The 24,572-nt window shown below is 71.7% G+C and carries 24 protein-coding genes; 11 read left to right on the top strand and 13 right to left on the bottom strand.

What is annotated here, in order from left to right; genetic code table 11:
- Positions 1-297: 297 nt before the first annotated feature.
- From BMY89_RS20210 to BMY89_RS20185, 6 genes are all read right to left on the bottom strand, one after another.
- Positions 298-642 (bottom strand): ArsR/SmtB family transcription factor, encoded by a 345-nt coding sequence (locus tag BMY89_RS20210; RefSeq protein ID WP_372433269.1) that lies wholly within the window; start codon positions 640-642, stop codon positions 298-300.
- 95 nt (positions 643-737) lie between these two features.
- On the bottom strand, positions 738-2,141 hold the full coding sequence (locus BMY89_RS20205; RefSeq protein ID WP_092381596.1) for a UbiD family decarboxylase: 1,404 nt from the start codon (positions 2,139-2,141) through the stop codon (positions 738-740).
- Complete coding sequence (locus BMY89_RS20200; RefSeq protein WP_092381595.1) at positions 2,138-3,559, bottom strand: aldehyde dehydrogenase family protein; 1,422 nt, start codon at positions 3,557-3,559, stop codon at positions 2,138-2,140. Before BMY89_RS20200 ends, BMY89_RS20205 begins: the two co-directional genes overlap by 4 nt.
- A 67-nt stretch (positions 3,560-3,626) precedes the next feature.
- The gene (locus BMY89_RS20195; RefSeq protein WP_092381594.1) at positions 3,627-4,430 is read right to left on the bottom strand and encodes an SDR family NAD(P)-dependent oxidoreductase; all 804 of its coding nucleotides are present in this window, start codon (positions 4,428-4,430) and stop codon (positions 3,627-3,629) included.
- Positions 4,427-6,022 carry a class I adenylate-forming enzyme family protein gene (locus BMY89_RS20190; RefSeq protein ID WP_092381593.1) on the bottom strand — a complete coding sequence of 532 codons (1,596 nt, stop codon included), beginning with the start codon at positions 6,020-6,022 and terminating at the stop codon, positions 4,427-4,429. The genes BMY89_RS20195 and BMY89_RS20190 overlap by 4 nt, the downstream gene beginning before the upstream one ends.
- A gap of 3 nt (positions 6,023-6,025) precedes the next feature.
- Positions 6,026-7,141, bottom strand: a complete 1,116-nt coding sequence (locus BMY89_RS20185) for a pyridoxal phosphate-dependent aminotransferase (protein ID WP_092381592.1) — start codon at positions 7,139-7,141, stop codon at positions 6,026-6,028.
- 405 nt (positions 7,142-7,546) lie between these two features.
- Between BMY89_RS20185 and BMY89_RS20180 the strand changes: the two genes are divergently transcribed.
- The 10 genes from BMY89_RS20180 to BMY89_RS20135 all read left to right on the top strand — a co-directional run bounded on the left by BMY89_RS20180 (position 7,547) and on the right by BMY89_RS20135 (position 17,824).
- Entirely contained in the window at positions 7,547-8,731 is a 1,185-nt protein-coding gene (locus tag BMY89_RS20180) for an epoxide hydrolase family protein (protein ID WP_092381591.1), read from the top strand.
- 118 nt (positions 8,732-8,849) lie between these two features.
- Entirely contained in the window at positions 8,850-10,415 is a 1,566-nt protein-coding gene (locus BMY89_RS20175) for an MFS transporter (protein WP_092381590.1), read from the top strand.
- Between the two features lie 146 nt (positions 10,416-10,561).
- Entirely contained in the window at positions 10,562-11,575 is a 1,014-nt protein-coding gene (locus tag BMY89_RS20170; protein ID WP_111313859.1) for a hypothetical protein, read from the top strand.
- Between the two features lie 97 nt (positions 11,576-11,672).
- Positions 11,673-12,098 carry a DUF1801 domain-containing protein gene (locus BMY89_RS20165; protein WP_232521438.1) on the top strand — a complete coding sequence of 142 codons (426 nt, stop codon included), beginning with the start codon at positions 11,673-11,675 and terminating at the stop codon, positions 12,096-12,098.
- Positions 12,098-12,889, top strand: a complete 792-nt coding sequence (locus BMY89_RS20160) for a YaaA family protein (protein WP_092381806.1) — start codon at positions 12,098-12,100, stop codon at positions 12,887-12,889. Before BMY89_RS20165 ends, BMY89_RS20160 begins: the two co-directional genes overlap by 1 nt.
- 100 nt (positions 12,890-12,989) lie before the next feature.
- Complete coding sequence (locus BMY89_RS20155) at positions 12,990-13,586, top strand: hypothetical protein (RefSeq protein WP_092381587.1); 597 nt, start codon at positions 12,990-12,992, stop codon at positions 13,584-13,586.
- 10 nt (positions 13,587-13,596) lie between these two features.
- Entirely contained in the window at positions 13,597-14,139 is a 543-nt protein-coding gene (locus BMY89_RS20150) for a copper resistance protein CopC (protein WP_092381586.1), read from the top strand.
- Positions 14,140-14,307: 168 nt separating this feature from the next.
- Positions 14,308-15,696: an FAD-dependent oxidoreductase gene (locus BMY89_RS20145; RefSeq protein ID WP_092381805.1), complete on the top strand. Its 1,389-nt coding sequence runs from the start codon at positions 14,308-14,310 to the stop codon at positions 15,694-15,696.
- A gap of 70 nt (positions 15,697-15,766) precedes the next feature.
- A complete protein-coding gene (locus BMY89_RS20140) occupies positions 15,767-17,101 on the top strand; it encodes a cation:proton antiporter (RefSeq protein ID WP_232521437.1) in 1,335 nt (444 codons plus the stop codon).
- A 186-nt stretch (positions 17,102-17,287) separates the two neighbouring features.
- Positions 17,288-17,824 carry an ATP-binding protein gene (locus BMY89_RS20135; RefSeq protein WP_198414052.1) on the top strand — a complete coding sequence of 179 codons (537 nt, stop codon included), beginning with the start codon at positions 17,288-17,290 and terminating at the stop codon, positions 17,822-17,824.
- Positions 17,825-17,911: 87 nt separating this feature from the next.
- Here the strand turns inward: BMY89_RS20135 and BMY89_RS20130 are convergent, their stop codons facing one another.
- The 4 genes from BMY89_RS20130 to BMY89_RS20115 are packed head-to-tail and all read right to left on the bottom strand — an operon-like array spanning position 17,912 to position 21,995.
- The gene (locus tag BMY89_RS20130) at positions 17,912-18,892 is read right to left on the bottom strand and encodes a nitroreductase family protein (protein ID WP_092381585.1); all 981 of its coding nucleotides are present in this window, start codon (positions 18,890-18,892) and stop codon (positions 17,912-17,914) included.
- A complete protein-coding gene (locus tag BMY89_RS20125) occupies positions 18,893-19,981 on the bottom strand; it encodes an N-acetyltransferase (RefSeq protein ID WP_092381584.1) in 1,089 nt (362 codons plus the stop codon).
- Positions 19,978-20,418 (bottom strand): DUF4188 domain-containing protein, encoded by a 441-nt coding sequence (locus BMY89_RS20120; protein ID WP_092381802.1) that lies wholly within the window; start codon positions 20,416-20,418, stop codon positions 19,978-19,980. Before BMY89_RS20120 ends, BMY89_RS20125 begins: the two co-directional genes overlap by 4 nt.
- Positions 20,419-20,420: 2 nt before the next feature.
- On the bottom strand, positions 20,421-21,995 hold the full coding sequence (locus BMY89_RS20115; RefSeq protein ID WP_232521436.1) for a phenylacetate--CoA ligase family protein: 1,575 nt from the start codon (positions 21,993-21,995) through the stop codon (positions 20,421-20,423).
- A 167-nt stretch (positions 21,996-22,162) separates the two neighbouring features.
- Here BMY89_RS20115 and BMY89_RS20110 point away from each other — a divergent pair, with 167 nt between their 5' ends.
- Positions 22,163-23,071 (top strand): hypothetical protein, encoded by a 909-nt coding sequence (locus BMY89_RS20110; RefSeq protein WP_092381583.1) that lies wholly within the window; start codon positions 22,163-22,165, stop codon positions 23,069-23,071.
- A 28-nt stretch (positions 23,072-23,099) separates the two neighbouring features.
- On the opposite strand, the gene BMY89_RS20105 is transcribed toward BMY89_RS20110, so the two are convergent.
- The 3 genes from BMY89_RS20105 to BMY89_RS20095 form a co-directional block, all read right to left on the bottom strand.
- The gene (locus tag BMY89_RS20105) at positions 23,100-23,702 is read right to left on the bottom strand and encodes a DUF998 domain-containing protein (RefSeq protein WP_092381582.1); all 603 of its coding nucleotides are present in this window, start codon (positions 23,700-23,702) and stop codon (positions 23,100-23,102) included.
- Positions 23,703-23,850: 148 nt separating this feature from the next.
- Positions 23,851-24,333: an SRPBCC family protein gene (locus BMY89_RS20100; RefSeq protein WP_092381581.1), complete on the bottom strand. Its 483-nt coding sequence runs from the start codon at positions 24,331-24,333 to the stop codon at positions 23,851-23,853.
- Positions 24,330-24,572: an ArsR/SmtB family transcription factor gene (locus tag BMY89_RS20095; protein ID WP_092381580.1), complete on the bottom strand. Its 243-nt coding sequence runs from the start codon at positions 24,570-24,572 to the stop codon at positions 24,330-24,332. The genes BMY89_RS20100 and BMY89_RS20095 overlap by 4 nt, the downstream gene beginning before the upstream one ends.

The following is a 24,572-nucleotide window of genomic DNA, read 5'->3' as shown; positions in this document are numbered from 1 at the left end:
ACGAAAATCGTTTCGGTGCCTGGGCGGGATCGGCTCGACATCCAGGCTTGCTCTGTGTGGGATCGTGTCAGCCGGTGTGGTCGCCGGGCATCTCCCTGACTGCCCTTGCCGGCGGGGAGACCCGCTGGTCACGGCCGGGACGGCAGGGCGGGGGACGGGCGGCGGAAAAGCGCGCCGAAAAGCCGGGGAATGCGACCGCGAGCCTCCGGCCGACTGCCCTTTCGATGGCAGGTGTCGCCAGGGCGCGGGTGCCGTCCGCACCCGACCCGCACCGCTGGACGAGGAGACAGAGAAGGTCTACAAAGCGACGTCGGGTGTCGCCTCGGCCGGCCGGGCCGGGCCGTCGCCGGGGCCGCCGGCACCGTCGCCGGATTCGGTGACCAACTCCCGCAGCCAGGTCACCGCCGTCCACAGGGGTGCGGTGTCCAGCCGGCAGGGCCGCCGCTGGGCGTCCTGTCGCCGGCGGACGAGCCCGGCGCGTTCCAGGACCCGCAGGTGGCGGCTCACCGCGGGCATCGTCATCGCGAACGGGGCGGCGAGTTCGGTCACGCTGGCCTCGCCACGGGCCAGCCGGGAGAGGATCGCCCGCCGGGTCGGGTCGGCCAGCGCCGCCATGATCCGGCTGAGTTCGTCGCTTGCCACAGCTGCTGACCTTCCGTTCTCAGGCGGGATGGCCGGGGGCACCCGGCCACCGACAGCGGGGTCACGCCGCCGTGACCCGGCCGGCGGGCGGGTGGTCACGAGGAGGCGGCCTCCGCCAGGAACCGTTCGATCCACTCGGGTCTGGTCGGCCGGGTGCGCATCCGGGCGTGCCGATGGCGTACGTCGCCCGCGACGGTGGCGTCGATGCCCAGCTTCGCGGTCATCCCGCCGGCCGCGGACGGGTCGAGCCCGCTGCCGGCGGCCCGGGGCAGCACGAGTACGTCCCGGTCCGCCTGGACCCTGGTGGCCACCGCCCAGCCGACCTGCTCGTCGTCGTGGATGTCCACGTCGTCGTCGACGACGATCGCGTGCTTGACCGTGCCCGCCGCGCCGAGCGTGGAGAGCAGTACGTTCATCGACGATCCGGCGGTCTCCCCGCGTACGGCGACGACGGCGTGCAGGCGGCACGAGCCGGCCTCCGGCAGTCGTACGGCCGTCACCTGCGGGTGCGCCCAGCGCAGCGTCCGCAGCAGCGCGGCCTCCCGTGGGATACCGCCGAGCAGGAAGTGCTCGCGTCCGCCCGACAGGATCGTCTGGCACACCGCGCCGTCGCGGTGCCAGCCGGTGACCAGCTCGATCACGGGTGCCGGCGCGCTCGGTCCGTACGTGCGGGGGAACTCGCCGAACGGCCCCTCCGGCTCCCGGACGTCCGCCCGGAAACGCCCCGCGAGGACGAACTCCGCGTCGGCGGGCACCGGCAGGCCGTTGACCGGGCAGCGGACCACCGGCAGCGGGCCGGTCCGCAACGCGCTGGCCACCTCAAGGTCGTCCAGGGTCCGGTCAGCCGCCGGCGCCTGGCTGGCCAGGCCGAGCAGCGGATCGACGCCCAGCACGATGGCCACGTCGAGGTCGAGCCCGCGCCGCTCCGTCGCGGCCAGGATCCGGCGCAGCCGTCCGGGCAGCACGAGCGTACGCAGGCTCCGTTCGCCGACGGCCAGCATCCGGTTGATCGAGAGGTTCGTCGCGCCGGTCTGCGGATCCCGGACCACGAGCAGCGCCGAGGTCAGGTAGCGGCCGGCGTCGTGCTCGTGCTGCACCGTCAGAGGGAGCCGAGACAGCAGCTCCTCGCCGTCCAGGCGTCGGGCGAGCACCGGCGCGCCGGCGTCGGGCACCGGCGTCCAGGGCCGGGGCCGGTCGAGCGCGGCCAGATAGCGGTGGGCGGTCTCGTGGGGCAGGCAGCCCATCGCCTCGGCGAGGTCGGCGCGGTCGCGGACGAGGTTCCCGGCGAGCGGGAACTCTGCCCCGGCGATGTCGCGGAACAGGACCGCCCGCTGCCCGTCGAGACGCTCGAGGACCGTCGACACCTCCTGGTCGGGTTCCACCTGGGATCGCACCTGGCCGAGCCGGCCCCGGCCGATCAGATGAGACAGCCAGGAACGCAGGTTCTGCTCGACCGGCCACGCCGCGGGTCGACCGGCCGGTACGGCGGGCAGGTTCACGTCCGCTCTCCTGGTGCTGGGACGGCGAAGTGGATGTGCTTCAGCTCGGTGAACTGCTCGACCCCGGCGACCCCCCGGGAACGGCCGACACCGGAGGACTTGACGCCTCCGCTGGGTGTCTCCGGATAGGAATGGTGGTAGCCGTTGATCCAGACCGTGCCTGCCTCGATCGCGTGGGCGAGGCGCCACGCCCGGCCGATGTCGCGCGTCCACACGCCTGCCGCCAGGCCGTACGGTGTCGCGTTGGCCAGCCGCACCGCGTCGCCCTCGTCGTCGAACGGCTCCACGGTCACCACCGGGGCGAACAGCTCCTGCTGGACGACCGGTGCGTCCGGACCGACCTCCGTCACCACGGCGGGTCGCACGAAGTACCCGGCCAGGCCGACCGGGTGGACGCGGTGGCCGCCGTGCACGCGGTGCCGGGCGGCGGCGGCGGTCAGCGTACGGGTCAACCGCTCCCCGGCGGCCGGCGACACCAGTGGCCCCATCTGCGTGTCGGGATCACCGGGGTGGCCGACCCGGATCCGGTCGAGCCCTTCGGTGAGCCGGTCGAGCACGTCCCGGTAGGCCGACCGGGCCACCAGCACGCGGGTGCAGGCCAGACACATCTGGCCGCTGGTCACCACCGCTGCCCGTACCGCCGCGAGGACCGCGGCGTCCACGTCGGCGTCGGCGCAGACGACGATTGTCCCCTTGCCGCCCAGTTCGAGCAGGGTGCGTTTCATGCCGTTGCCGGCCGTCCGCATGATCTCCGCGCCGACCCCGGTCGACCCGGTGAACGCGACCGCCCGCACCAGCGGATGTGCGACGGCGGCGCGGCCCACCTCGGGTCCACCCACGACCAGGTGGGCGACGTCGTCGGGCAGCCCGGCCGCGCGACCGAGGGCCAGTAGCCGAGCGGTGACCATGCTGGCCTGCGGGGCGGGTTTGACCAGCGCCGTCACTCCGGCTGCCAGCGCGGGTGCGAGGTCCCGGATCAGCAGCAGCATCGGCCAGTTCCACGGGACGACGAAGGTGGTGACGCCGACCGGCTGCCGGACGATGTGCGCCACCGTGCCGTCGGGCAGGGTGCCGGCGACGCCTCCGAGGTGCCGGGCCAGGCCGGCGTTGTAGGTGAGTGCGTCCACCGCGGCCCGGACCTCCTGTGCCGCCTCGGCCAGCGGCTTGCCGGTCTCGGTCACGAGCGCGTCGACCAACTCGTTCGAATGTGCGGCCAGCGCCTCGGCCCAGCCGTGCAGGACGGCGGCCCGGCGGCGGCCGTCGACCGGCCAGCCGCCCCGTAGCGCCGCATCGGCCCGATGCGCTGCCTCGTCGAGCTGGGCCGGCGTGGTGACCTCGACCGGGGGCAGCGGGGTGAGGGTCGTCGGGTCGATCGGCCGGACGTGGCTGTCCGACAGCAGTGGCGCCGGGTGGTTCATGCCGCCGCCCCGGCGCGCTCGCTGCCGTGGTCAGCCGCCGCGTTGGCCGGCCGGACGGCTGCCGCACTCACGCGAACACCTGCCCGCCGTCGACGATGACGGTCTGCCCGGTGACGAACGCCGACGCCGGTGAGGCCAGCCAGAGCAGCGGTCCGATCAGGTCGTGGGCGTGCATCGGCCGGGGCAGGGCGCGGGCCCGGGCTGCCGCCGTGAGGTACTCCTCGGTGTTCAACGTCCGGCTGGCGTCGTTGTCCACCAGCCCTGGAGCGACCGCGTTGACCCGGATGTTGTGTGCGCCGAGTTCCCGCGCGGCGGCCCGGGTGAGCCCCTCCACCGCCGCCTTGGAGGCGACGTAGTGAGCGAAGCCGACCGCGCCGGTCCGCCCCACCACCGAGGAGATGTTGACAATGCTCCCGCCGCCGCAGTCCACCATCGGTGGAGTGACCGCCCTGATGCCCAGCCAGGTGCCCTGGACGTTGACCGCGAACACGGCGTCCCACTCCTCGACGCACAGCTCGCCCAGCGGGCGTTTCCGGGCGAGCGACCGGTAGACGGCCGCGTTGTTGACCAGCACGTCGAGGCGGCCGAACTCTGCGATGGTCCGCTCCACGACGAGCTGCCAGTCCGATGGCGAGGTGACGTCGGCGGGCGCGAAGACCGCGCGGCCGGGTCCGGTCCGGGTCGCCGTGCGGGCCGTCTTCAACGCCTGCCGGGCGGTGCTCAGCAGGTCGACGGCGACGACGTCGGCGCCGGCGGCCGCGAAGGCCCGCACGTACGAGTCGCCGATCGGCGCTCCGGCGCCGGTGACGACGACCGTACGCCCGGACAGCCCGGCCGGGGGCGGTCCCGCGCTGGGCGGCACTTCTCTCATCGGATCGCCTCCGTCGGGTCCGGGTTGCCGCGGCCGACGGCGGTGTCGGCAAGGGCGTGGTAGTCACCGTCGGCGAGCCGCCGACGAAGGATCTTGCCAACCGGGGAGCGGGGGATCCGCTCCACGGCGATGATCCGCTTGGGGCGTTTCAGTGACGGCAGCCCGGCGGCGGTGCGGACGTAGCGCTGGACCTCCCGGACGGCCTGCGCGGGGTCGATGCCGGGGCGCACGACGACGAACGCGGTGACGGACTGCCCCCAGCGCTCGTCGGGCAGCCCGACCACGACGTTGTCGGCGACGGCGGGGGCGGTTGCCAGGGCCGCCTCGATGTCCGCCGGGTAGATGTTCTCGCCACCCGAGAGGATCATGTCGTCGACCCGTCCCTGGTACCACAGGTTGCCGTGCTCGTCGCGGATGGCGAGGTCGCCGGTGTGGTACCAGCCGCCACGGATCGCCGTCCGGTCGGCGTCCGGCCGTCTCCAGTAGCCGGAGAACGCCTCCGGTGAGCCCATCGACGCGATCACCTGTCCCGGTTCACCCGGACCCACGAGGTCGTCGGGGCCGGCGTCGGGCTCGTTGACGACGACTCGTACCCGGGAGAAGAGGCCGGCGCGTCCGGCACTGCCGGGTCGGGCCGCCACGTCCGGCTCCACGGTGAAGGTGAAGATCTCGGTGCTGCCGTAGTGGTTCACGAAGGAGTCCGGGCGCACCGCGTCGATGAGCTGGCCGGCGAGGTCCGGGGCCATCGGCGCTCCGGCGTACCCGAGTCGGCGCAGCGACGCCAGCTCGGGCAGCCGACCGGTGCGCAGCAGCGACCAGTAGATGGTCGGCACCAGATACAGCGCGGTGATGCCCTCCCGGCTGACGAGTTCCGTCGACTCGTCCGCGTCGAACCTGCGCTGGGGCACCCAGGTGCCGCCGACCAGAAGGCTGGCCAGCAACGTGCGTACGCCCATGGTGTGGAACAGCGGCATCACGCCGAGCGTGACGTCCCCGGCGCGGAACCCCGATTGCAGCACGTGTGCCACGGTGGCGGTGTGTTCGACGGCGTGGGTCCGGGGCACCCCCTTGGGTTGGCCGGTCGTGCCGGAGGTGTACAGCAGCACGCTGAGTTCGTGGCCGGCGACGGCGACCCGCAACGGACCGTCGGACTGGCCGGCGGCGAGCGACGCCAGCGTGACACCGCCGGACGCCGCGTCGTCGGGGCCGCCGGCGGCGATCCACGCCGGCGGGTCGGGCAGCCCCTCGCGTGCCCGCGCGCAGACATCGGACGTGCTGGCGTCGGTGACGGCCAGCGCGGGTGCGCTGTCGCGCAGGCAGTGCTCGACGTCGGCCAGACCGTACCGGGTGGACAGCGGGACCGCGACCGCGCCGAGCTTCTGCACCGCCAGATAGCCGCCGGCCAGGCCGGCCCCGTTGGCCATGTGCAGCACCACCCGGTCGCCGCGGCTGACCCCGAGGGCGGCCAAGGCGCGCGCCACCTGGTTGGTGTGGGCGTCCCACTGGCGGAAGGTCATCGGCGCAGGGCCAGCGACCGCCCGCCGGTGCGGGTGGCGTTCCGCCGCCCACGCCAACATCCGTCCGATGTCCATCGGTCAGCCGAGGTTCTCGACGGCCTGGCGGATGCGGCTCAGCCCCTCGTCGAGGACGTCGTCCGGCGCGGCATAGGTGATGCGTACGTGTCCCTCGCCCCGGTCACCGAACGCCGTGCCGGCCACCACTCCCACCGAGTGGTGGTCGATGAGGTGGTCGGTGAACTGCTGCGCGGTCAGGCCGGTGCCACGGATGTCCGGGAAGACGTAGAACGAGCCGTCCGGGGAGGGGCAGGTGACGCCGGGCAGGGCGTTCAGCGCGGCGACCACCCGGTCGCGCTTCGCGCGCAGCCGGTCCCGGGTGGCCACAACGTGGTCCTGTGGGCCGGTCAGCGCGGCGAGGGCGGCCAGCTGCACGAAGGCCGGCACGTTGGTCACGGAGTTCTGCTGGAAGATGTCCATCGCGGTGATCAGGTCGCGGTTCGCCACGCACCAGCCGATCCGGAACCCGGTCATGATGTAGCTCTTGCTGAACGTGTCGACCAGCAGCGTCCGGTCGGCCATGCCGTCCACGGCGGCGATGGTGTGGTGCTGGGCGGGCGGGTACACCAGGTGGCTGAAGATCTCGTCGGAGATCACCATCACGTCGTGCCGCCGGCACAGCTCGCCGATCGCCTCGAGCCGGTCGACCGTCATGCCGTTGGGCCGCTGCGGAGAGTTGATGATCAGGAGCTTGGTGCGGTCGATCATCAGCCGCGCCAGGTGGTCGATGTCGAAGTGGAAGTCCGGCTCGACCAGTGGCGCGTACACCACCCGCCCGCCGGCGTAGGTGATCCAGAATTCGTCCGGCGGGTAGCCCGGGTTGGGGAAGATCACCTCGTCGCCGGTGTCGACGAGCGTGAGCAGGCTCTGCGTCAGCGCGTGCTTGGCGCCCATCGTCACCAGCACCTCCTCGCGCGCGGTGGGTCGGCCGCGACGCGTCGCCTCCGCCGCGATGGCGTCCCGCAGCTCGGGTAGGCCGGGCCCGGGTACGTAACGCACGTGCCCGTCGTGCACCGCCTTGGCGCACGCGTCGAGGATGTGCGGTGCGGGCCGGAACTCCTCGCCCTGAAAGTCACCCTTCTCGAGGTGGATGACCTGGGTGCCGGTCTCCCGTTCGAGCTGCTCGGCCCGGCGCATGGACGCCCACTGTCTCGGCAGGACGAAGTGGCTCGTCCTGCTCGACAAGGGGCTCCGCGTGGTCGGCGGTGGGGGGTACGGGGTGGTCACCCGTGATCACTCTCCTTGGTCGGACCGGCGTGCGGCGCCGCCCTGGCCTCGGCCGGCGACGTGCCGCTCACGATTCCAACTGCCGTCGCGGGCGGGCATCTCCGTGCGTGCGTTCGTCGTCGCCGTCGGTGTCACCGAAAGCCGCAGGTGCGGCTGACCCTCGCCGCAATCCGGAAGGTGCGGCGGCCCGACGCCCGGTGCCACGGTCATGGGCGACGTCATGGCCGGTGCGATGACGGGCCCCGCCCGCGGCAGATCGCGGGGCGACCGGGCGGGCGGAGCCGCACCCGGATGGCAATTCTGAGGAGAAGAGACGTGCAGCCATTCACGATCAACATCCGACAGTCCGAGCTCGACGATCTGCGGCGTCGGTTGGCGCAGACCCGCTGGTCCCCGGATCTGCCCGAGACGGGCTGGTCGCGCGGGGTACCCCTGGCCTACCTCAAGGAGCTGGTCGCCCACTGGCTGACCAGCTACGACTGGCGGCTGGCCGAGTCCCGGCTCAACGGGCTGCCGCAGTTCACCACGACCATCGACGGGGCCAATGTGCACTTCGCGCACGTCCGTTCGCCCGAGCCGGACGCGCTGCCGCTGATCATGACGCACGGCTGGCCCGGTTCGGTGGCGGAGTTCCTCGACGTGGTGGGTCCGCTGACCAACCCGGTCGCCTACGGCGGCTCCGCCAAGGACGCGTTCCACCTGGTGCTGCCGTCGATTCCGGGCTTCGGCTTCTCCGGTCCGCTGCCCGCCGCCGGCTGGACGGTCAACCGGGTCGCGGCCGCGTGGGTGGAGCTGATGCGTCGCCTCGGCTACGAGCGCTACGGCGCCCAGGGTGGCGACTTCGGATCACCGATCTCCCTCGCGGTGGGCCGCCTCGCCCCCGAGCACGTCGTCGGCGTACACAGCAACATGCTGACCGTCTTCCCGTCCGGCGATCCCGCCGAGTTGGACGGCCTCAGCGAGCAGGACCTGGGTCGGTTGGGTCGCCTGGCCAGCTTCGACGCCGACGGCTCCGGTTACCGCAAGCTCCTGTCGACGCGCCCCCAGACGGTCTCGTACGCGCTCAACGACTCGCCCGCCGGGCAGTTGGCGTGGATCGTCGAGCGCTTCAAGGAGTGGACCGACGCCGACCTGCCCGACCAGGTCATCGACCGGGACCTGCTGCTCACCAATGTGATGATCTACTGGCTGACCGCCACCGCCGGCTCGTCGGCCCAGATGTACCGCGAGGTCACCGAGGAGCAGCGCGCGGCGACCGAGGACCCCAACGGGGAGATGCTGACCGGGTACCGGGAGCAGCCGTTGAGCGTGCCGCTCGGCGTGGCGGTGTTCCCGCAGGACTGCATCGTCCCGATCCGCCGGTTCGCCGACCGTGACTTCCCGACCGTCACCCGCTGGACGGAGTTCGACCGGGGCGGGCACTTTCCCGCCATGGAGGTGCCGGAGCTGTTCGTCGGTGACGTGCGGGCCTTCTTCCGGTCGTTGGCCGACGCCTCCTGAGCCCGGCGTCATGGCAGGCCCGGTCAGGCACGGCTGACCGACCGGAACCGCCCGGGCCGCGACCGCACGCCATCCGCGACCTCGTACAGGTCATCCCCCTCGACAGAAGGACCGCAACGTGACGACAGTTGACATGGGAGCCCGGGCGGGCCGTCGGGAGTGGCTCGCGCTCGCCGTGTTGTGCCTACCCACCCTGCTCACCACGGTGGACATCAGCGTCCTGATCCTCGCGCTCCCGACGCTCGCCACCGACCTGGGGGCCAGCGCCACCCAGCAGTTGTGGGTGACCGACATCTACGGCTTCGTGATCGCCGGTTTCCTGGTGCTCATGGGCACTCTCGGCGACCGGATCGGGCACCGGAACGTGCTGCTCGGCGGTGCCGTCGGCTTTCTGGTCGCGTCGCTGCTGGCGGCGTACTCGACCTCGATCGAGATGTTGCTCGTCTCGCGCACCCTCCTGGGCATCTCGGCGGCGACGGTCATGCCGTGTGTGCTCGCCCTGATCAGCCAGCTCTTCCCCAACCCGGCCCAGATGGGCGCCGCCATGGGGATCTGGGGCACCGCCATCATGCTCGGGGTGATCCTCGGCCCGGTGGTCGGCGGTCTGTTGCTCGACTACTTCTGGTGGGGTTCGATCTTCCTGCTGGGCGTTCCGGTCATGGCCCTGCTGCTGCTGGTCGGGCCCGGGCTGCTGCCGGCGTCGCGGCATCCCCAGCCCGGCCGGCTCGACCTGCTCAGCGCGCTGCTCTCGCTGGCCGCGCTACTGCCGGTGGTCTACGGCCTCAAGGAGGTCGCGCGCGCCGGCTGGGACGCCGGCGCCGGGGGCACGATCCTCGTCGGACTCGCCTTCGGTTTGATGTTCGTGCATCGCCAGCGGCATCTCGAACAGCCGATGCTGGACCTGGCGCTGTTCCGCAACCCGATGGTGAACACCATCATCATGCTGGGCCTGGCGTTCGGTTTCATCACCGCGGGAACAGGTCTGGTGGCGACCCTCTACATGCAGCTCGTGGCGGGACTGAGCCCGCTCAAGGTGGCCCTGTGGATGCTCATCCCGGCAGCCGCGATGATCATCGGGGGCAACGTCGGGCCGGCCGTCGCCCGGACGGTACGACCCGCCTACGTCCTCTCCGCCGGCATGCTCCTCGCGGCGGTCGGCGCGCTGATCGTCACGCAGGTCAGCGTCAGCGGTGGCCTGGCCACCCTGCTCGTGGGCCTGGTCGTCATGTACGTCGGCGGCAGCCCCAGCGCGACCCTGGCCAACGCGGTGCTGATGTCGTCGGCCCCGCCGGAGAAGGCCGGCGCGGCCGGATCGCTCTCGTCGACCGGCGGGGAACTCGGCGTCGCGCTGGGGGTGGCCATCCTCGGCAGCGTCGCCGGTGCCGTCTACGGCTCCGCGGTGCAGGTGCCGGCCGAGGTGTCCGCGCCGGCCGCGGTGCCGGCGGGGGAGAGCATCGTCGGCGCCGTGGCGGTGGCGGAGACCCTGCCGGAGCCGGTGGCGGCCGAGTTGCTCGACTCTGCCCGGGAGGCGTTCACCGAGGCGTTGCACGGCGCCAGCCTGATCAATTTCGTGCTCTTCCTGGCGGTGGCGCTCATGCTCGCCATCCGACTCAGGGGCCTGCCGCCGACCGGCGCAGGTCATCCCGGTATGCCGTCGCCGGGCGAGGCCCCACCGACTCCCTGACGCCGTTCCCGCGAGCCGTCCCGGCTCGCACCCGCCCGGGCGTCGCCCCGGGGGGCACCGCCAGGACCCGCCCAGCCGTCACCCCGCGTGTGGGGTGACGCAGGACCACCCCGGGCCCGTCGGCCCGACGAACTGAGGAAGTTGCCATGCCGCGTCGAAGAATCCGCACCGCCGCCGCGGCGACGGTGGCCGTGCTCGCGCTCGCCCTCGTCATCGTGATCACCCCGAACCCCGTCTCGGCCCGCTGGCGGCAGGTCGACGTCTGTGTCGCGCCGTCCGCGAGCGGCGGTTTCGAGGTCACCGCCAAGGTGCCGAGGTCGGTGGCGAACTCGCTGCTCCGTCGCACCTCCTCCTACCCCGGCGTCTGCGCCTCGTACGGGGAGTCGACGAAGCTGGGGAACGGCACCATCCGGGCGTTCACCCAGTCCCGCGACGGGGTGCCGCACACGATCGGCCTGTCCATGACCGAGGACGCGCTGGACGGGCTGCCGAGCCACCCGGCGACCGAGGGCCGCTGGTGCCACGATGTCAACCAGGACGGCGAGACCGATCCGCACACCGAGTGCACCGGCGGGTACGAATTCCCGTTGCAGCTCAGCAAGGAGTTCCGCGACGAGGTGGACACCCCCTTCCAGTACGTGTTGACGAACTGGAACCCGGCGGGGCACCTGCCCGAGCACATCTACGACCGCCCCCACTTCGACGTGCACTTCTACCTCACCTCCAACGAGGAGCGGATGGCCATCCGGCCGGGTCCGTGCGGGATGCTGGTCGACTGCGAGGACTTCGAGGTGGGTCGCCTCCCGCTGCCCGCGCAGTATCTGCCGGCCGACTACAGCGACTTCAGCGCCGTCGAGCCCGGCATGGGCAACCACCTGATCGACCTGACGGGGCCCGAGATCAACGGTGAGCCCTTCACCCACACCTTCATCTACGGCTCCTACGGTGGCCGCCTGACGTTCTACGAGCCGATGGTGACCCACGACTGGTTCCGCAGCGTGGTCTCGGGTGAGAGCGCCGGCGGATGTTTCCCGATCAAGCAGCCGCAGGCGTGGCAGACCGGCGGCTGGTACCCCACGCGGTACTGCGTGCGGCACCGGGAGAACCGGTCGGAGGTCGTCACCACCCTGGAGGACTTCGTCCACCGCGCGGCAGGTTGATCCGGTGACCGCCGGTGGTGCGGCGACAGCGCGGTCGTCGCACCACCGGCCCGGCGTGGTCGGTTTGGCGTCGCGATCGTCGCGCTCCGACTTCGGTATGCTCACCGCGGGTATCGACGTCGATGCGGAGGCGAACGTGGGCAAGGTCGACAACACCGTTAACCGGACCGACGAGGTCGATGCGTTCATGGAGAAGCTCGATCACCCGTTCAAGGCCGAGGTCGAGCTGCTCCGCGAGGGCATCAAGTCGGTGAACCCCAAGATCGTCGAGCAGGTCAAGTGGAAGGCACCGTCCTTCGCCTACCAGGGTGAGTACCTGGTGACGTTCAACCTGTGGTCGAAGGAGCGTGTCCACCTGGTGTTCCACAACCCGCTGGTGGTGAACATCGACAGCGAACTGCTCGAAGGCGACTACGCCGACGGCCGTCGGATGGCGTACTTCTACGACATGAAGGACGCCAAGGCGAAGAAGGCCGAGCTCAAGCGGATCCTCAAACAGCTGCTCAAGTTGATCGAAAAGTGATGATCGTCCTCATCCACACCTCGAAGGTGATGCGGCCGGCCCCGGCCGGTGGTCGCGCGTTGACCGAGCCGGCGCTGCGCGGCCCTGCCGAGGAGTTGGCGGGCTACTTGAAGACGCTGTCGGTCGAGCAACTCGCGGCCGTCATGGAGATCTCGCCGGCGTTGGCCGCCAAGACCCGCACGCTGCTCGCCGACTGGGGCGTCGAGCCGGATCGGCAGTCGCCCGCGATGGACAGCTTCGCCGGCGACATCTACAGCGGCCTACGCGCGTGCGACCTCTCCGAGGCTGACCGGGCCTACGCCGACCAGCGGTTGCGGATCCTCTCCGGGCTCTACGGGATCCTGCGCCCGCACGACGCGGTGCGGCCGTACCGGCTGGAAATGGGCTATCGACTGCCCGATCCGCGCTACGCCGACCTGTACGACTTCTGGGGTGACCGGATCGCCGGCTGCCTGCCGCAGCGGGGGACCGTGGTCAACCTGGCGGCGGCGGAGTACCACCGGACCGTCACGCGGTTCCTGGACCGGGACCGGTTCGTCAGCCCGCGCTTCCTGACCGTGCATCCGAAGACGGGCGAGCCGCGGTTCGTGGTGGTGCACGCGAAGATCGCGCGTGGGGCGTTCGCCCGCTGGATGCTGACCAACCGGATCGACCAGCCCGAGGCGGTCACGGATTTCGCCGAGATCGGTTACCGCTACGAGCCGACGCTGAGCCGGCCCCGCCAACCGGCGTTCGTCTGCAAGGAGTTCGAGGGCAAGGGGCTCAGCGTCCGTCTGCGCGAGCGGGAGTAACAGCACCCGCGATCACTTTCGGCAACCTGGGAGTTACCCTCGGGAACCAAACTGTCTACTGTGGCCCAAAAGAGTCGATCGTCATCGCTCTGGAGGATCCATGACCATCACGCCGACTGGGACCTGGACCGGCTTGCTGTCCTCCCTCAACGGCCGCTTCCACCGGACCGCCCTGACCGTCTACATGCTCATCGTGGTCGCCCACTGGGCCGAGCACCTCGTCCAGGCGTACCAGATCTGGGTGCTCGGCTGGCAACGGCCCGAGGCCCGCGGCGTGCTGGGGATGCCGTTCCCCTGGCTGGTGAGTTCGGAGTGGCTGCACTACGGCTACGCGATCGTGATGCTGGTCGGCCTCTTCCTGCTGCGCCCCGGCTTCACCGGCCGGGCCAAGGCGTGGTGGACGGTGGCGCTCGCCCTCCAGTTCTGGCACCACATCGAGCACGCGCTGCTGCTCGTCCAGGCGCACAGCTCCTTCCGGTTCCCCGGCACCACCGTCGCGACCAGCGTGCTGCAACTCGTCGTTCCCCGGGTGGAGCTGCACCTGTTCTACAACTCGGTCGTGTTCATCCCCATGCTCATCGCCGCATACCTGCACCTTCGGCCCAGCGACGCCGAGCGTGCCTCGATGGCCTGCACCTGTGCTCCCGGCAGCGGGCGGGCCCGGACGTTGCGGCCGGTCGCGGCCCTGGGTGACTAGCCGCCCGGTGATGTCCACCCCGGCCCGTATCTACGCCGTCGCCGCTGTCGCCGTGGCGGCGCTGGTGGCGCTCCTCGCCTTCGCCGCCCACGTCGACTCCGCGTCGTCGGCCGACTCGCCGCTGAAGGTGGTCTCGGTCGTCCCCGCCGACGGCGCGGTGGTGACCGCGGCACCGGCGGCGGTCCAGATCCGCGTCTCGGGACGGCCGGACCTTGCCCGCTCCCACATCGCCGTGTACGACGACGGGTCGTCGCGCCTGGACACCGGGGCGGTGAGCCCGGACGGCGACGACGGCCTGAGCCAGGCGATCGTCCTCGACCGCCCGGCCGAGATCGCCGTCGCCTACCACGTCGTCTCCGTCGACGGGCGCGTCGTCTCCGGCATCGCCCGGTTCACCGTCGGCGTCACCGACGGGCCGGCCGCGCCGCCGCCCACCGCCCACGCCCACGGCGTCGATCCGTTCGGGGCGGCGCTGCTGGTCATCGACGGCATCGCGCTGCTCGTCGTCGTGCTGCTCCTGTTTCGGCGCCCGCCCGTGCCGGACCCTTCCTGAACCGCCGGCCGGGGCCGCACGTACGGAGATGCCTCGGCCGGCGGCGCTGACGACGCTGGCGGTAGCCCCGTGGACGACGCCCGTGCCGGCAGACCCGCCACGGCGCACCGGCCGGCCGTCGTCGTCCGGCAGACCGGCGAGGCCCACCCATCAGGAAGGTACGTGTCGATGACTCAACTCGGAGCCCGCGCCGTCGTGCTCGGCGGCAGCATGGGTGGCGTCCTCGCCGCCCGGGTCCTGGCCGAATCGTACGCAGAGGTCGTCGTCGTGGAACGCGACAGGGTGCTGGGCGTGAGCACCCCGCGCCGGGGAGCGCCACACACCGTCCACGCCCACGGGCTGCACGCCCGGGGACACCTCATCCTCGAGGAGCTCTTCCCCGGTCTCACGCAGGAGCTGCGCGATGCCGGGGTGCCCACCGGTGACCTGGGCGAGATGCGCTGGTTCTTCAACGGCCGCAGGATCCAGCCGGCCCGCACCGGCCTCGTCTCGGTCACCGCCCCGCGTCCCGTCCTGGAGAACCACGTTCGCAACCGGGTCGCCGCGACAGCGAACGTGACCCTCGTCGAGGAGTGCGACGTGCTCGGCCTGGTCACCACCGGCGACCACGAGCAGGTCGTCGGCGTACGGGTGCGGCGGCGTACCGACCAGGCCGAGACGGAGGTGCTCGACGCCGACCTGGTCGTCGACGCCACCGGGCGCGGCTCCCGTACCCCGGCGTGGCTCGACGAGCTCGGGTTCCAGCGGCCGGAGGAGGAGCGGGTCAAGGTGGGGCTGGCCTACACCACCCGGCACTACCGCATCCGGCCGGACATGTTCGACGGGGTGCAGTCGATCAACCCGGTGGCTTCCCCGGCCCACCCGCGTGGGGCGTTCTTCGGACAGGTCGCGCCGGACGTCTGCATCCTGTCACTGACCGGAGTGCTCGGCGACTACCCGCCCACGGACCCGGATGCGTTCCTGGAGTTCGTCCGCTCCCTGCCGGTCGCAGACGTGTACGAGGCGGTACGCGACGCCGAGGCGCTCGACGAGGCGGTCTCCTTCCGCTTTCCCGCCAGCGTCCGTCGCCGCTACGACCGGCTGCTGCGCTTCCCTGCCCGGCTGCTCGTCGTCGGAGACGCCTTCTGCAGCTTCAACCCGGTCTACGGCCAGGGCATGAGCGTGGCGGCCATCCAGGCGATGACCCTGCGATCGCACCTGCGCCTGGGCCGGCCGCCGGAGCCGCACCGGTTCTTCGCCGACCTGTCCCGGGTCGTCGACACGCCGTGGGACATCTCCGCCGGTGGCGATCTCGATTTTCCCGGCGTCGAAGGCCGGCGCAACCTCAAGGTGCGGATCGGGAACGCCTACATGGCACGCCTCCAGTACGCCGCCACCAAGGATCCCGAGGTGACCAACGGCTTCATGCGGGTGGCCGGCCTGATGGACCCTCCGCAGGCCCTCATGCGGCCCGCGATGGTACGCCGGGTGCTGCGCCACGCGATCCGCCGACCCGGGCCCGGGCCGTCGTGGCGTGACGCGACCCCGCCCGGCTCGGGCGTCGAACGGGGGCGCTGAGCTTGCGCCAGGCACCTACGCCGGCCGCCGGACGAGGGCGTCGCGGGGCCCGACCAACAGGATGATGACGATGGCCAGCCCGCTGCCCAGCCTCGACCCGCATACCTTGCTGGTCTTCCTTCTGCAGGTGTCCCTGCTGCTGTTCGTCGCGCTCGGCTTGGGACGGCTGGCCGTCAGGATCGGTATGCCCGCGCTCGTCGGGGAGTTGCTGACCGGCGTGCTGCTCGGCCCGTCGCTGCTGGGCGAGCTCGCGCCCGGCCTGCTCTCCTGGGTGCTGCCCGCGGATGCCGGGCAGCTCCACCTGCTCGACGCGGTCGGCCAACTCGGCGTGCTGCTGCTGGTCGGTGTGACCGGTGTGCAACTCGACCTCACAATGCTCCGCCGACGTGGCGCGGCCGGGGTGAAGATCAGTCTCGGGGGCCTGTTGCTGCCGCTCGCAATGGGTATCGGGGCCGGTTTTCTGGTGCCCACCGCACTGCTTACCGAGAACACCGAGCGTGCGGTCTTCGCCCTCTTCCTCGGCGTGGCCATGTGCGTGACGGCGATCCCCGTGATCGCCAAGACGCTGGCCGACATGGGTCTGTTGCACCGGGACGTGGGCCAGCTCACGCTGGTCGCCGGGATGGTGGACGACGCGGCGGGCTGGTTCCTGCTCTCGGTGGTCTCAGCCGCGGCGACCACGGGTGTACGCGCCGACGCCGTCTCGCTGTCGCTGCTCCACGTCGTCGCCCTGCTGGTGGCCGCGCTGCTGATCGGCCGGCCGCTGGTGCGCTGGGCACTCGCGCTGGCCGGCCGGGCGGGCGACGGCGGTCCGCGGTGCACGGTCGCCGTGATCGTCATTCTGCTCGGTGCCGCTACCACCCAGGCGATGCAGATGGAGGCGATGTTCGGCGCGTTCATCGGCGGCATCCTGGTCGGCCAGGCCCGGGCGGCGGAGCCGGCGGACCCGCGGCCCGGCCGGTCGCTGCTCAAGGATTTGGTCCCACTGCGCACGGTGGTGCTCAGCGTCCTGGCTCCGCTGTTCCTGGCCACCGCCGGGCTGCGGATGGATCTGACCGCGCTGGCCGACCCGAAGGTGCTGGTCACCGCAGTTGCCCTGCTGCTGGTGGCGATCGTGAGCAAGTTCGTCGGGGCCTATCTTGGGGCACGCGCCAGCAGGCTGTCGCACTGGGAGGGCATCGCGTTGGGCGCCGGCATGAACGCCCGTGGCGTGGTCGAGGTGGTGATCGCCACCGCCGGCCTGAGGCTCGGTGTGCTGTCCATCGCCACTTACACCGTCATCGTGCTGATCGCGGTGGTGACGTCGGTGGTGGGTCCGCCGATCCTGCGCTGGGCGATGTCCCGGGTCGAGCAGACGGAGTCCGAGTCGCAGCGGGAAGTCGATCTTGCAGCCAGGTCCGGTTAGGCCGTGCGCCGTCGTGCCGCGCGGCGAGGAGCGGCCGTCCGGCTTACCGGGCGCCACGGGGTCGGCCCCGCCTGCCCAGGAAAGCCGACGAGCGGATGTTGCCCGTTGACGGACCATGCCGTCGGGAGGTAGGAGTCGACCATGGTTGACGCTTCCGATCCGGGCGGCCGGCGAGGTGACATCGGCGTGCCGGCCGGCCTGATCCTGCTGGTCGGGCCGCCGGCCGCAGGCAAGTCCACTTTTGCCCGGGCCTGGGTGGAGCGCGGCCGGATTGACGCTGACGGTGTCGTCTCCTGTGACAGCATCCGCAACGAACTGTTCGGGGCGCGCGTCGACGTCGGCGATGACCCTGCGGTGTTCGGCGAGATGGACCTGCGCGTCGCGGCGCGGTTGGCGGCGGCCCTTGCCGTGGTGGTCGATGCCACCAACGTGATGCCACCCGCGCGGGCCAGGATGATCGCCTGGGCCCGCCAGCACGGTCGCCCGGTGACGGTGCTGCGGTTCCGGGTGGTCGACGAGGTCCTGGTCCGCCGCAACGCGGGACGCACCGGTGACGCACGTGTGCCCACTGACGATGTCTTGAGGTACGCGGCGGTCGCGGCGCAGCACACGGCCGACGCTCAACTGTTCGACGAGGGCACGGACGTCGTCATCGACGTGCCCGGTGAGGCCGAGGGCGTCAGCCCGGCCGAGGCCGCCGCGATCATCCGTCTCGACGTCTAGTGCGGTGTGTCGATGTCCCCAGCCGGCCTGCGACGGCGAACATTCCTCGTGCCGCTTACCGCTCGAACCTCTCCACCGCGAGATCGCTCATTCGGACAGCCGATCCCGTCGCGGTGACCGGCGCGCCGAGTGAGGCGCCGGCCGGGTGGGGCGGCCCACCCGGGCGACGTGCAACAGCCGGTCCGGTGCCACGTCGAGCAGCGCGCCGAGCGCCGTCCGGGTGGCGGCGACGTCGATGAGCTGGCTCAGCGGATGCGCCGCCAGCCCGGCCGTGTGCAAGGTCAACCAGCCCCGCATCAGCACCCGCCCGAACTCGACCTGTCCGGGCCGGTCGAGGCCTGCCGGTGCGACGAGGACCAGCACGGTGCCGCCGCGCGCGAGGGGGTCGTCGGCGGCGGCGAGCAGCCTCGGCAACCCCAGCGGCCGCAGCACCGGGTACGCGGCCAGCGCCGCGCGCAGCGCGGCTGCGGCGGGCCGCGACAGCGCGAGACAGCGGTCGTTGAGCCCGTCGGCGTGGTAGTCCGGATGCGCCGGATCCAGCCGCAGCCAGTGGCGCAGCTCGGCGACGATCGTCGGGTCCGCGTACAGTCGCCGGTCGGCGGCGCGCAGCAGGGCACCGACGCGGCCGGCGTCCGGCACGGCCCGGACGAGGCCGCCGGCCTGCCGGGCGACCGCGTCCACCGCCGCGAGCGCGTCGGCCTCCGGAGCGTCGGCGAAGCTGCCCCGGTCGGTACGGCGCTCCCACACCTCGCTGGTGCGGAAGGGCGTCGGGTAGCGGTGCCGGGCGGGTCGCAGCCGACCCACCCACCGGTGCTGGTCGTCGTAGTCGGCGACGTACTCCAGCCGCAGGCCGGCGTCGGCCGCGACGATCAGGCAGGTCTCGACGAACGCGCCGAGGGACAGTCGCAGGTCCCGGCCGGTGGGGTCGGCGGCCGGCAGCGCGTGGTCCGCGTCCCACCCGACACGGATCGCCCCGGGCTCGTAGCGCAGCCGCCACGGCTGGGTGTTGTGCGCGCTCGGGGCCCGCCAGCACAACGGCTCAAGCGCGCGGAACGCGGCGATGTCCACCTATCGCTCCTTCGCGTAGAAGGTGTACCCGTGCAGCGGCTGACCGCCGAGCCGCCGGTACTGGGCGGCCGAGGCCGGGTTGTCCCGCCCGACGTAGGTGCTGCGCAGTGTGGTGTAGCCGGCGGCGTGCAGGTTGCGGTGCAGATGCGCGGCGAGCAGCCGTTGGTAGCCGCGTCCCTGGTACTGCGGGAGCACGCCCTTGACGATCAGCACCGCTTCCCGCCGGTAGCGGCGGCGGGTGGCCAGCAGCCGCATCTGGTTGACCGGGTGCAGGTCGCCGCGGACCGCGACCAGGAATTCGCTGATGTCGGGTACGCAGAGCACGAACGCCACCGGCCGGCCGTCCCGGGTCAGGTAGAGCAGCAGCGACTCGTCGAGCAGGTACGCCAGCCCGTCGGTCTGCCGCCGCAGCTGCCCGGCGGAGATCGGGGTGTAGTAGCCGAGTTGGGCGAAGGAGGCGTTCAGCATTGCGCGCAGCAGGTCGAGTTGGTCGTCGAGCCGCCGGACATCGCCCCGGTGCAGCTCGATCCGCGCGCCGTCGGGCTCGGTGCGCCCCGGCGGTACCGGCTGCGCCGGGGCGGGCACCGGGCAGATCCAGGTGTCGGACTCGAACCGGCGGTGGAATCCGTACGCCTCGTAGGCGGCCACGTATCGCGGCGGGTTCCAGGCGCTGTCGACGAAGCCCCGCTCGGCGTACCCGGAGGTGATCACCCCGCCGGCCTGGTTGGGCAGCAGCGCCACCGGGCCGAAGAGCAGTTCCCGGTCGGCGTCGGCGTGCGCGGAGATCGCGTCGAACAGCGGTCGGGCGGCCGGCGCGGTGAATTCGGTGAGCCCGAAGAGCTGGTACCGGCGGCCGAGCTTGGCGTCGAAGGCCGCGTCGGTGTGCAGCGTGGTGCGTCCGACCACCGTGCCGGTGGCGTCGCGCAGCAGGTACAGCGGCGTGCCGTCCCGCCACCACCGCCGGATCTGCTGCCTCGGTGTGGGCACGTGACGCGGTTCGTCGGCGTACAACCGGTTGCCGAATGCGAGGAACTCCCGCAGGTCGCGGCGGCCGGTGACCCGCTCGAACCGGTGTGGGCCGGTGCTCACCGACGGACCGCCGGCCCGGTCGTCTCCGCACCGAGCGGGGTGAAGGTGGTGATGTGTCCCATCTCAGGGCTCTCGGCCCGCCACGCGCCGTTGGAGTACCCGTCCGGTGCGGCGCTGTAGAGCCGGATGAAACCGGCGGTCGCGTTGCGGGTGCCGTCGGTCAGCCAGATCATCAACCGGCGGTGATGGCGGGTACGGGCAAAGCGCAGCATCGCGTCGCGGTCGGTGAAGAACGCGATCGTGCCGAGCGTCAACGGGAACTGCCAGTAGACGGTGTGCCAGCAGTAGCCGGACATCCGGCGCATGTCCCGGACCATGCGGAACCAGGATGGAGCCAACCGCAGCAGCACCAGGGGGTTGGTGTAGCGGGTTCCGCCGATGAACATGGCGCCGGCGCGGGCCTGCGCGGGAGCGCGGGAGAAGTCATGGGTACGCATCGTCACCTCACCAGATAAGTGTTTTTGATCTTCTGTTCGCCGGCGAACGGGCCGCTGCCGGGTTCGTGCAGCTCCACCCGAAGGTCACCGGCGGTCGGATCCTCCACGAGGGACTGGGCGAAGTCCCGCGAGACTGAGGTGAGGTGCCGGAGCACCCCGCCGCGGCACGCGGCGGCAAGCGCCTCGCGCTGCGGGCCGGCCAGCGGGCGGCGCAGTTCGAGGTGGATCACCGGCCGGGTCTCCAGCGCCGCGTCCTCGACCAGGGCCAGGCAGAAGCGGTTGATCTCGGCGGCGTGCGGATTTCCGGCGTAGAGGCCGTACTCGACGTCCGGTGGGTAGATGTTGGCCCCCAGGTAGGAGACCGTGGCGTCGCTTCGGCCGAACAGCAGCAGTACCGGCAGGGTCATCCGCTCGACGGAGACGGCGGTGCGGAGTTCGGCCCGGCCTACCGGGTCGGTGTGCGCCAGCTCGACGATCCGCCGGTACGGCACGAGGAGCGCCTCGTCCCCGATGTTGTAGCGCAGCCGGGGCTGAAGGACGTCACCGGTGACTGTGCAGATCAACTCCCGCTGCTCGTTGGTCTCCAGGTAGGTGGCGAACGGGTTGTACTGGAACACCATCGGCAGCCGCTGCTCGTCGGCGCCGAGCAGCTCGGCCCGCAGCGCGCGGTCGGTCTGCAACCGCCGCCGCAGCCACACCGTGAACCGAGTTTCCGCGCCGATGCCGATGGTCAGGTCCGAGGCCCCGTAGGCGGAGCGGACCAGCGCGAAACGCTGCTCCAGGTAGTCGCGTAGCGCCTCGGTCATCCCCTCGCCGCCGCAGTTGGCGAAGATGCGGTACCGCCCCCACTCGAAGCCTCCGGCGTCGAGCCGGTCCCGCAGGTGCTTCAGGAACGGCGGGTAGGCGGTGACCAGGTAGTCGAAGTCGGGGCCGAACTCGCGGAGCGTGTCGACGATCTTTCCGAGGTCCGGGCCGGTGTTCTTCACCACCGCGATCCGGGCCATCGCCGCGCCGGTCGTCGTCCCGGTCGCCCAGGCACCCATCGAGTAGGCGTTGATGACGAACGGCCGGCGCATCGGAAAGACCAGCCCGGCGTAGCCGGCGATGTCCCGGTGCACCGCGCGCAGTTCCCGGTTCCCGCGGGGCCAGTTGAACGGTCGCCCGGACGAACCGGCCGACTCGTCGACCACCACCCCGCGGGTGGGCAACCGCCCCTGCCAGCAGCGAGCGGCGGCGTCGTAGGCCATCACGTAGCCGTGCTTGTCGGTCTCCGGGAAGTCAGCCAACCGGTGGCGGGCACCGGTCGGGCGGGCCCGTAGGAAGGCTCGGTAGGCGGGGACCTGCCGGGCGGCCCGCACGCAGACCGCCTGGGCGTTCGCCGCGGCCAGCCTGTCCAGAACGGGGTGGTGCCGCCGTGCCATCCACCGCCATCCGGCGGGGTGTCGACCGGCGAGCCGGATCAGCGCGGCGACGATGCGGCCGAGGGCCGCCAGCGCGGCCTGCCGGCCGCGCGCGGCCACGGCCGGCAACGGCGGGGCGGGACGCAGAACGATGTGTGGGTGCGGCAACTCGGCCATGACGACATCCTGTCGACGCCGACGCGCCCACACCTGAGGCCGGGGACGGTGCCCGCGCTGAGTACCTCTACTCAACGGCGGCGACGGATGCGTGACGCTTCGACCACCGTCGGAGCGCTGGTCAGGGCTCGCGGTTGCGCCGGTCGGCTCGTGACATGATGGCGCCCATGGGGAAACAACAGGACGTCGGCGGGTCCAACGGTCACGGTGGGTCAGGTGCCGCCGCGGACGGTGCGACGGGTGGCGGCGTGGATGCGCGGCTCGCCCTGGCGCAGGACCCGACGACGTCACAGATGACCCTCATCGACCTGGCGTCCGACTCGTCGGCCGTGGTCCGTAAGACGGTCGCGACCCGCACCGACGCCCCCGCGCAGGCGCTGCGACCGCTGACCCGGGACGCTGATCGTGACGTCCGGGAGGCCGTGGCGAGAAACCCCTCGACCTCGATCGCCAATCTCCGGCTACTCGTCGCCGACGCCGACCGGTGGGTCCGTTGGGCGGTCGCCGGCAACCCGGCCTGCGACGAGTCGATTCGCCGGGTGATGGTGGAGGCCCCCGACAAGGAGCTTCGCGGTCTCCTCGCGGAGACGCGCGAACTGGAGCCCGAGCTGGCCGCGCGGCTGGTCGACGACGTCTCACCCGAGGTACGGGAACGACTCGCCACGCACACCCACAACCCCGACGTGATCACCGCCTTGATGGCCGATCGCACCGCGCGGGTGCGCAAGGGTCTCGCCCGCAACTCCCGTACCACCGCCGCCCAGCGCAGCGCACTCGCCCAGGATCCTGTGGTGGACGTCCGCGCCGCGCTGGTGCTGGCGGTCGAGTTGGACGAGGCGGATCTACTACGCCTGGTTGACGACCGTTCGGTGCAGGTACGGATGGCGATGGCGAGGTCGGAGGTGGTCCCGCCGCACATCCGGCAGGCGCTGGGTCGCGATCCCGACGAGATGGTTGCCAGCGCGGCGCGGGACTTCCGCCCCGGGTCGGGCAACTCCTCGGTGGTACGGGCTCCGCGCGTCGGTCACCGGGCCTCCGGTGCGGGCCGCGGCCGGCCGGGCGGCACCCGGCCCTGAGGCCGCAGGCGCTGGTGCTGTCGGCGTACTAGCTGAGCCCGAGTGCCAGCGCGCTGAAGAGCGCGGCGAGCCAGCCCCATCCGAGGATGATGACGGCGCGCTGGATGAGGCCGAGCCGCGGTGACACCTCCTCCCACGCCCTGCTGAACCGGCCTAAGCCGACGAAAAGGGCGACCGCGGCACAGCCCGAGATGATCTTCCAGGCCGTCCCCGGCAGCGTGAACGCACCGATTGCCGCGGCGAGGGGCAAGGCCAGGAAGACGACCGCACCGGCGAGGTCGTGGAGTCGGTGCGGGGTGCTGTGCCGCTCGGGTATCCCTGCTGGAGCACCCTGCGGATATCCGAGCATCGGGTCCATCCGGAACACCCCGGAGGCGACGAGGCCGAGCCCGAACGCGGTCAGGACCACACCGGTCAGGGCGCTCGGCCCCACGAAGACCATTGCGAGAGCCCCGGCCGTAATCGCGGAGCCAGAGACGAGGAAGTTCGCTGTCTGGACCCAGCCCCGCCGGCCGAGCGCCAAGGCACTGACCGGATGGCGTACGGGCGAGTAGTTCGGCCGGCGCCAGCCGTCGACGAGGAACACCAGCACGAACAGCGCGGCCCCGACGGCGCCCGCCCAGAAAACCACGCGAACCTTCTTCCTGCCGGGTACCGGAACGCTCCGGCGAGCTCAGTACATCGCCTGAGTCGCCGGCCAGCACAGTGCCGATCGTCATGGGTCCGGCCAGTACGACTGCTCCGGCGCGGATGCCGGGTGGCGCACGGCGTGGCGATGGTCAGCCCTCCGCGATGAACAGGGCGGCGTAGCGGTTGAGGTAGAGCGGCCATCCTTCGTCGTGGGCGACGCCGTCGCGGACGGATTCCCACCCGGGGCCGTGCCGGTCGAGGTGCCGGTGTTCCAGCTCCACCCTGGTGCGTTGCGGGGTCTCGGCGACGAACCGGATCTCGACCTCGCTGGTGTTTCCCGGTTCGGTCTCGATGCGCCACTGGGGGCTGATGTCCCAGCTGAAGATGATCCGGTCTGGCGGGTCGTAGGCGAGGACCCGCGCCCAGCAGCATTCGGTGCCGTCGACGCCGCGGTCGTAGATGTGGCCGCCCATCTTCGGCTCGAGAACGGTCTCGGCGATCGGTGAGCCGAGCAGGTTGTGCTCCGGTGGCTTGAAGTCGCCGAACCGCTCGGTGAACGCCGTGAAGGCCCGTTCAAGCGGCGCATTCACGACGACGTGTCGACGTACCACCGCATCCGCTGGCTGAGTCATGGTTGCTCCTCGTTCTGCTGCTCGATGACGTCCTGGTAGCCGTCCAGTGCGCGGTTCCAGAACGCGTCCAGTTGGTCGCGTAGGGCGGCTACGCCTGCGGGGTTGAGCCGGTAGACCCGGCGGGTGCCGGCTGTCCGGTCGGTGACCAGACCCGCGTCTTTGAGCACCTTCAGATGCTGGGACACCGCGGGCCGACTGATCGGCAGTTCCGCTGCCAGTTCGCCGACGGCCCGTGGCAG

This window comes from Micromonospora phaseoli, assembly GCF_900109115.1.
Taxonomy (GTDB): Bacteria; Actinomycetota; Actinomycetes; order Mycobacteriales; family Micromonosporaceae; genus Micromonospora; species Micromonospora phaseoli.
This window is presented reverse-complemented; position numbering and strand designations above follow the sequence as displayed.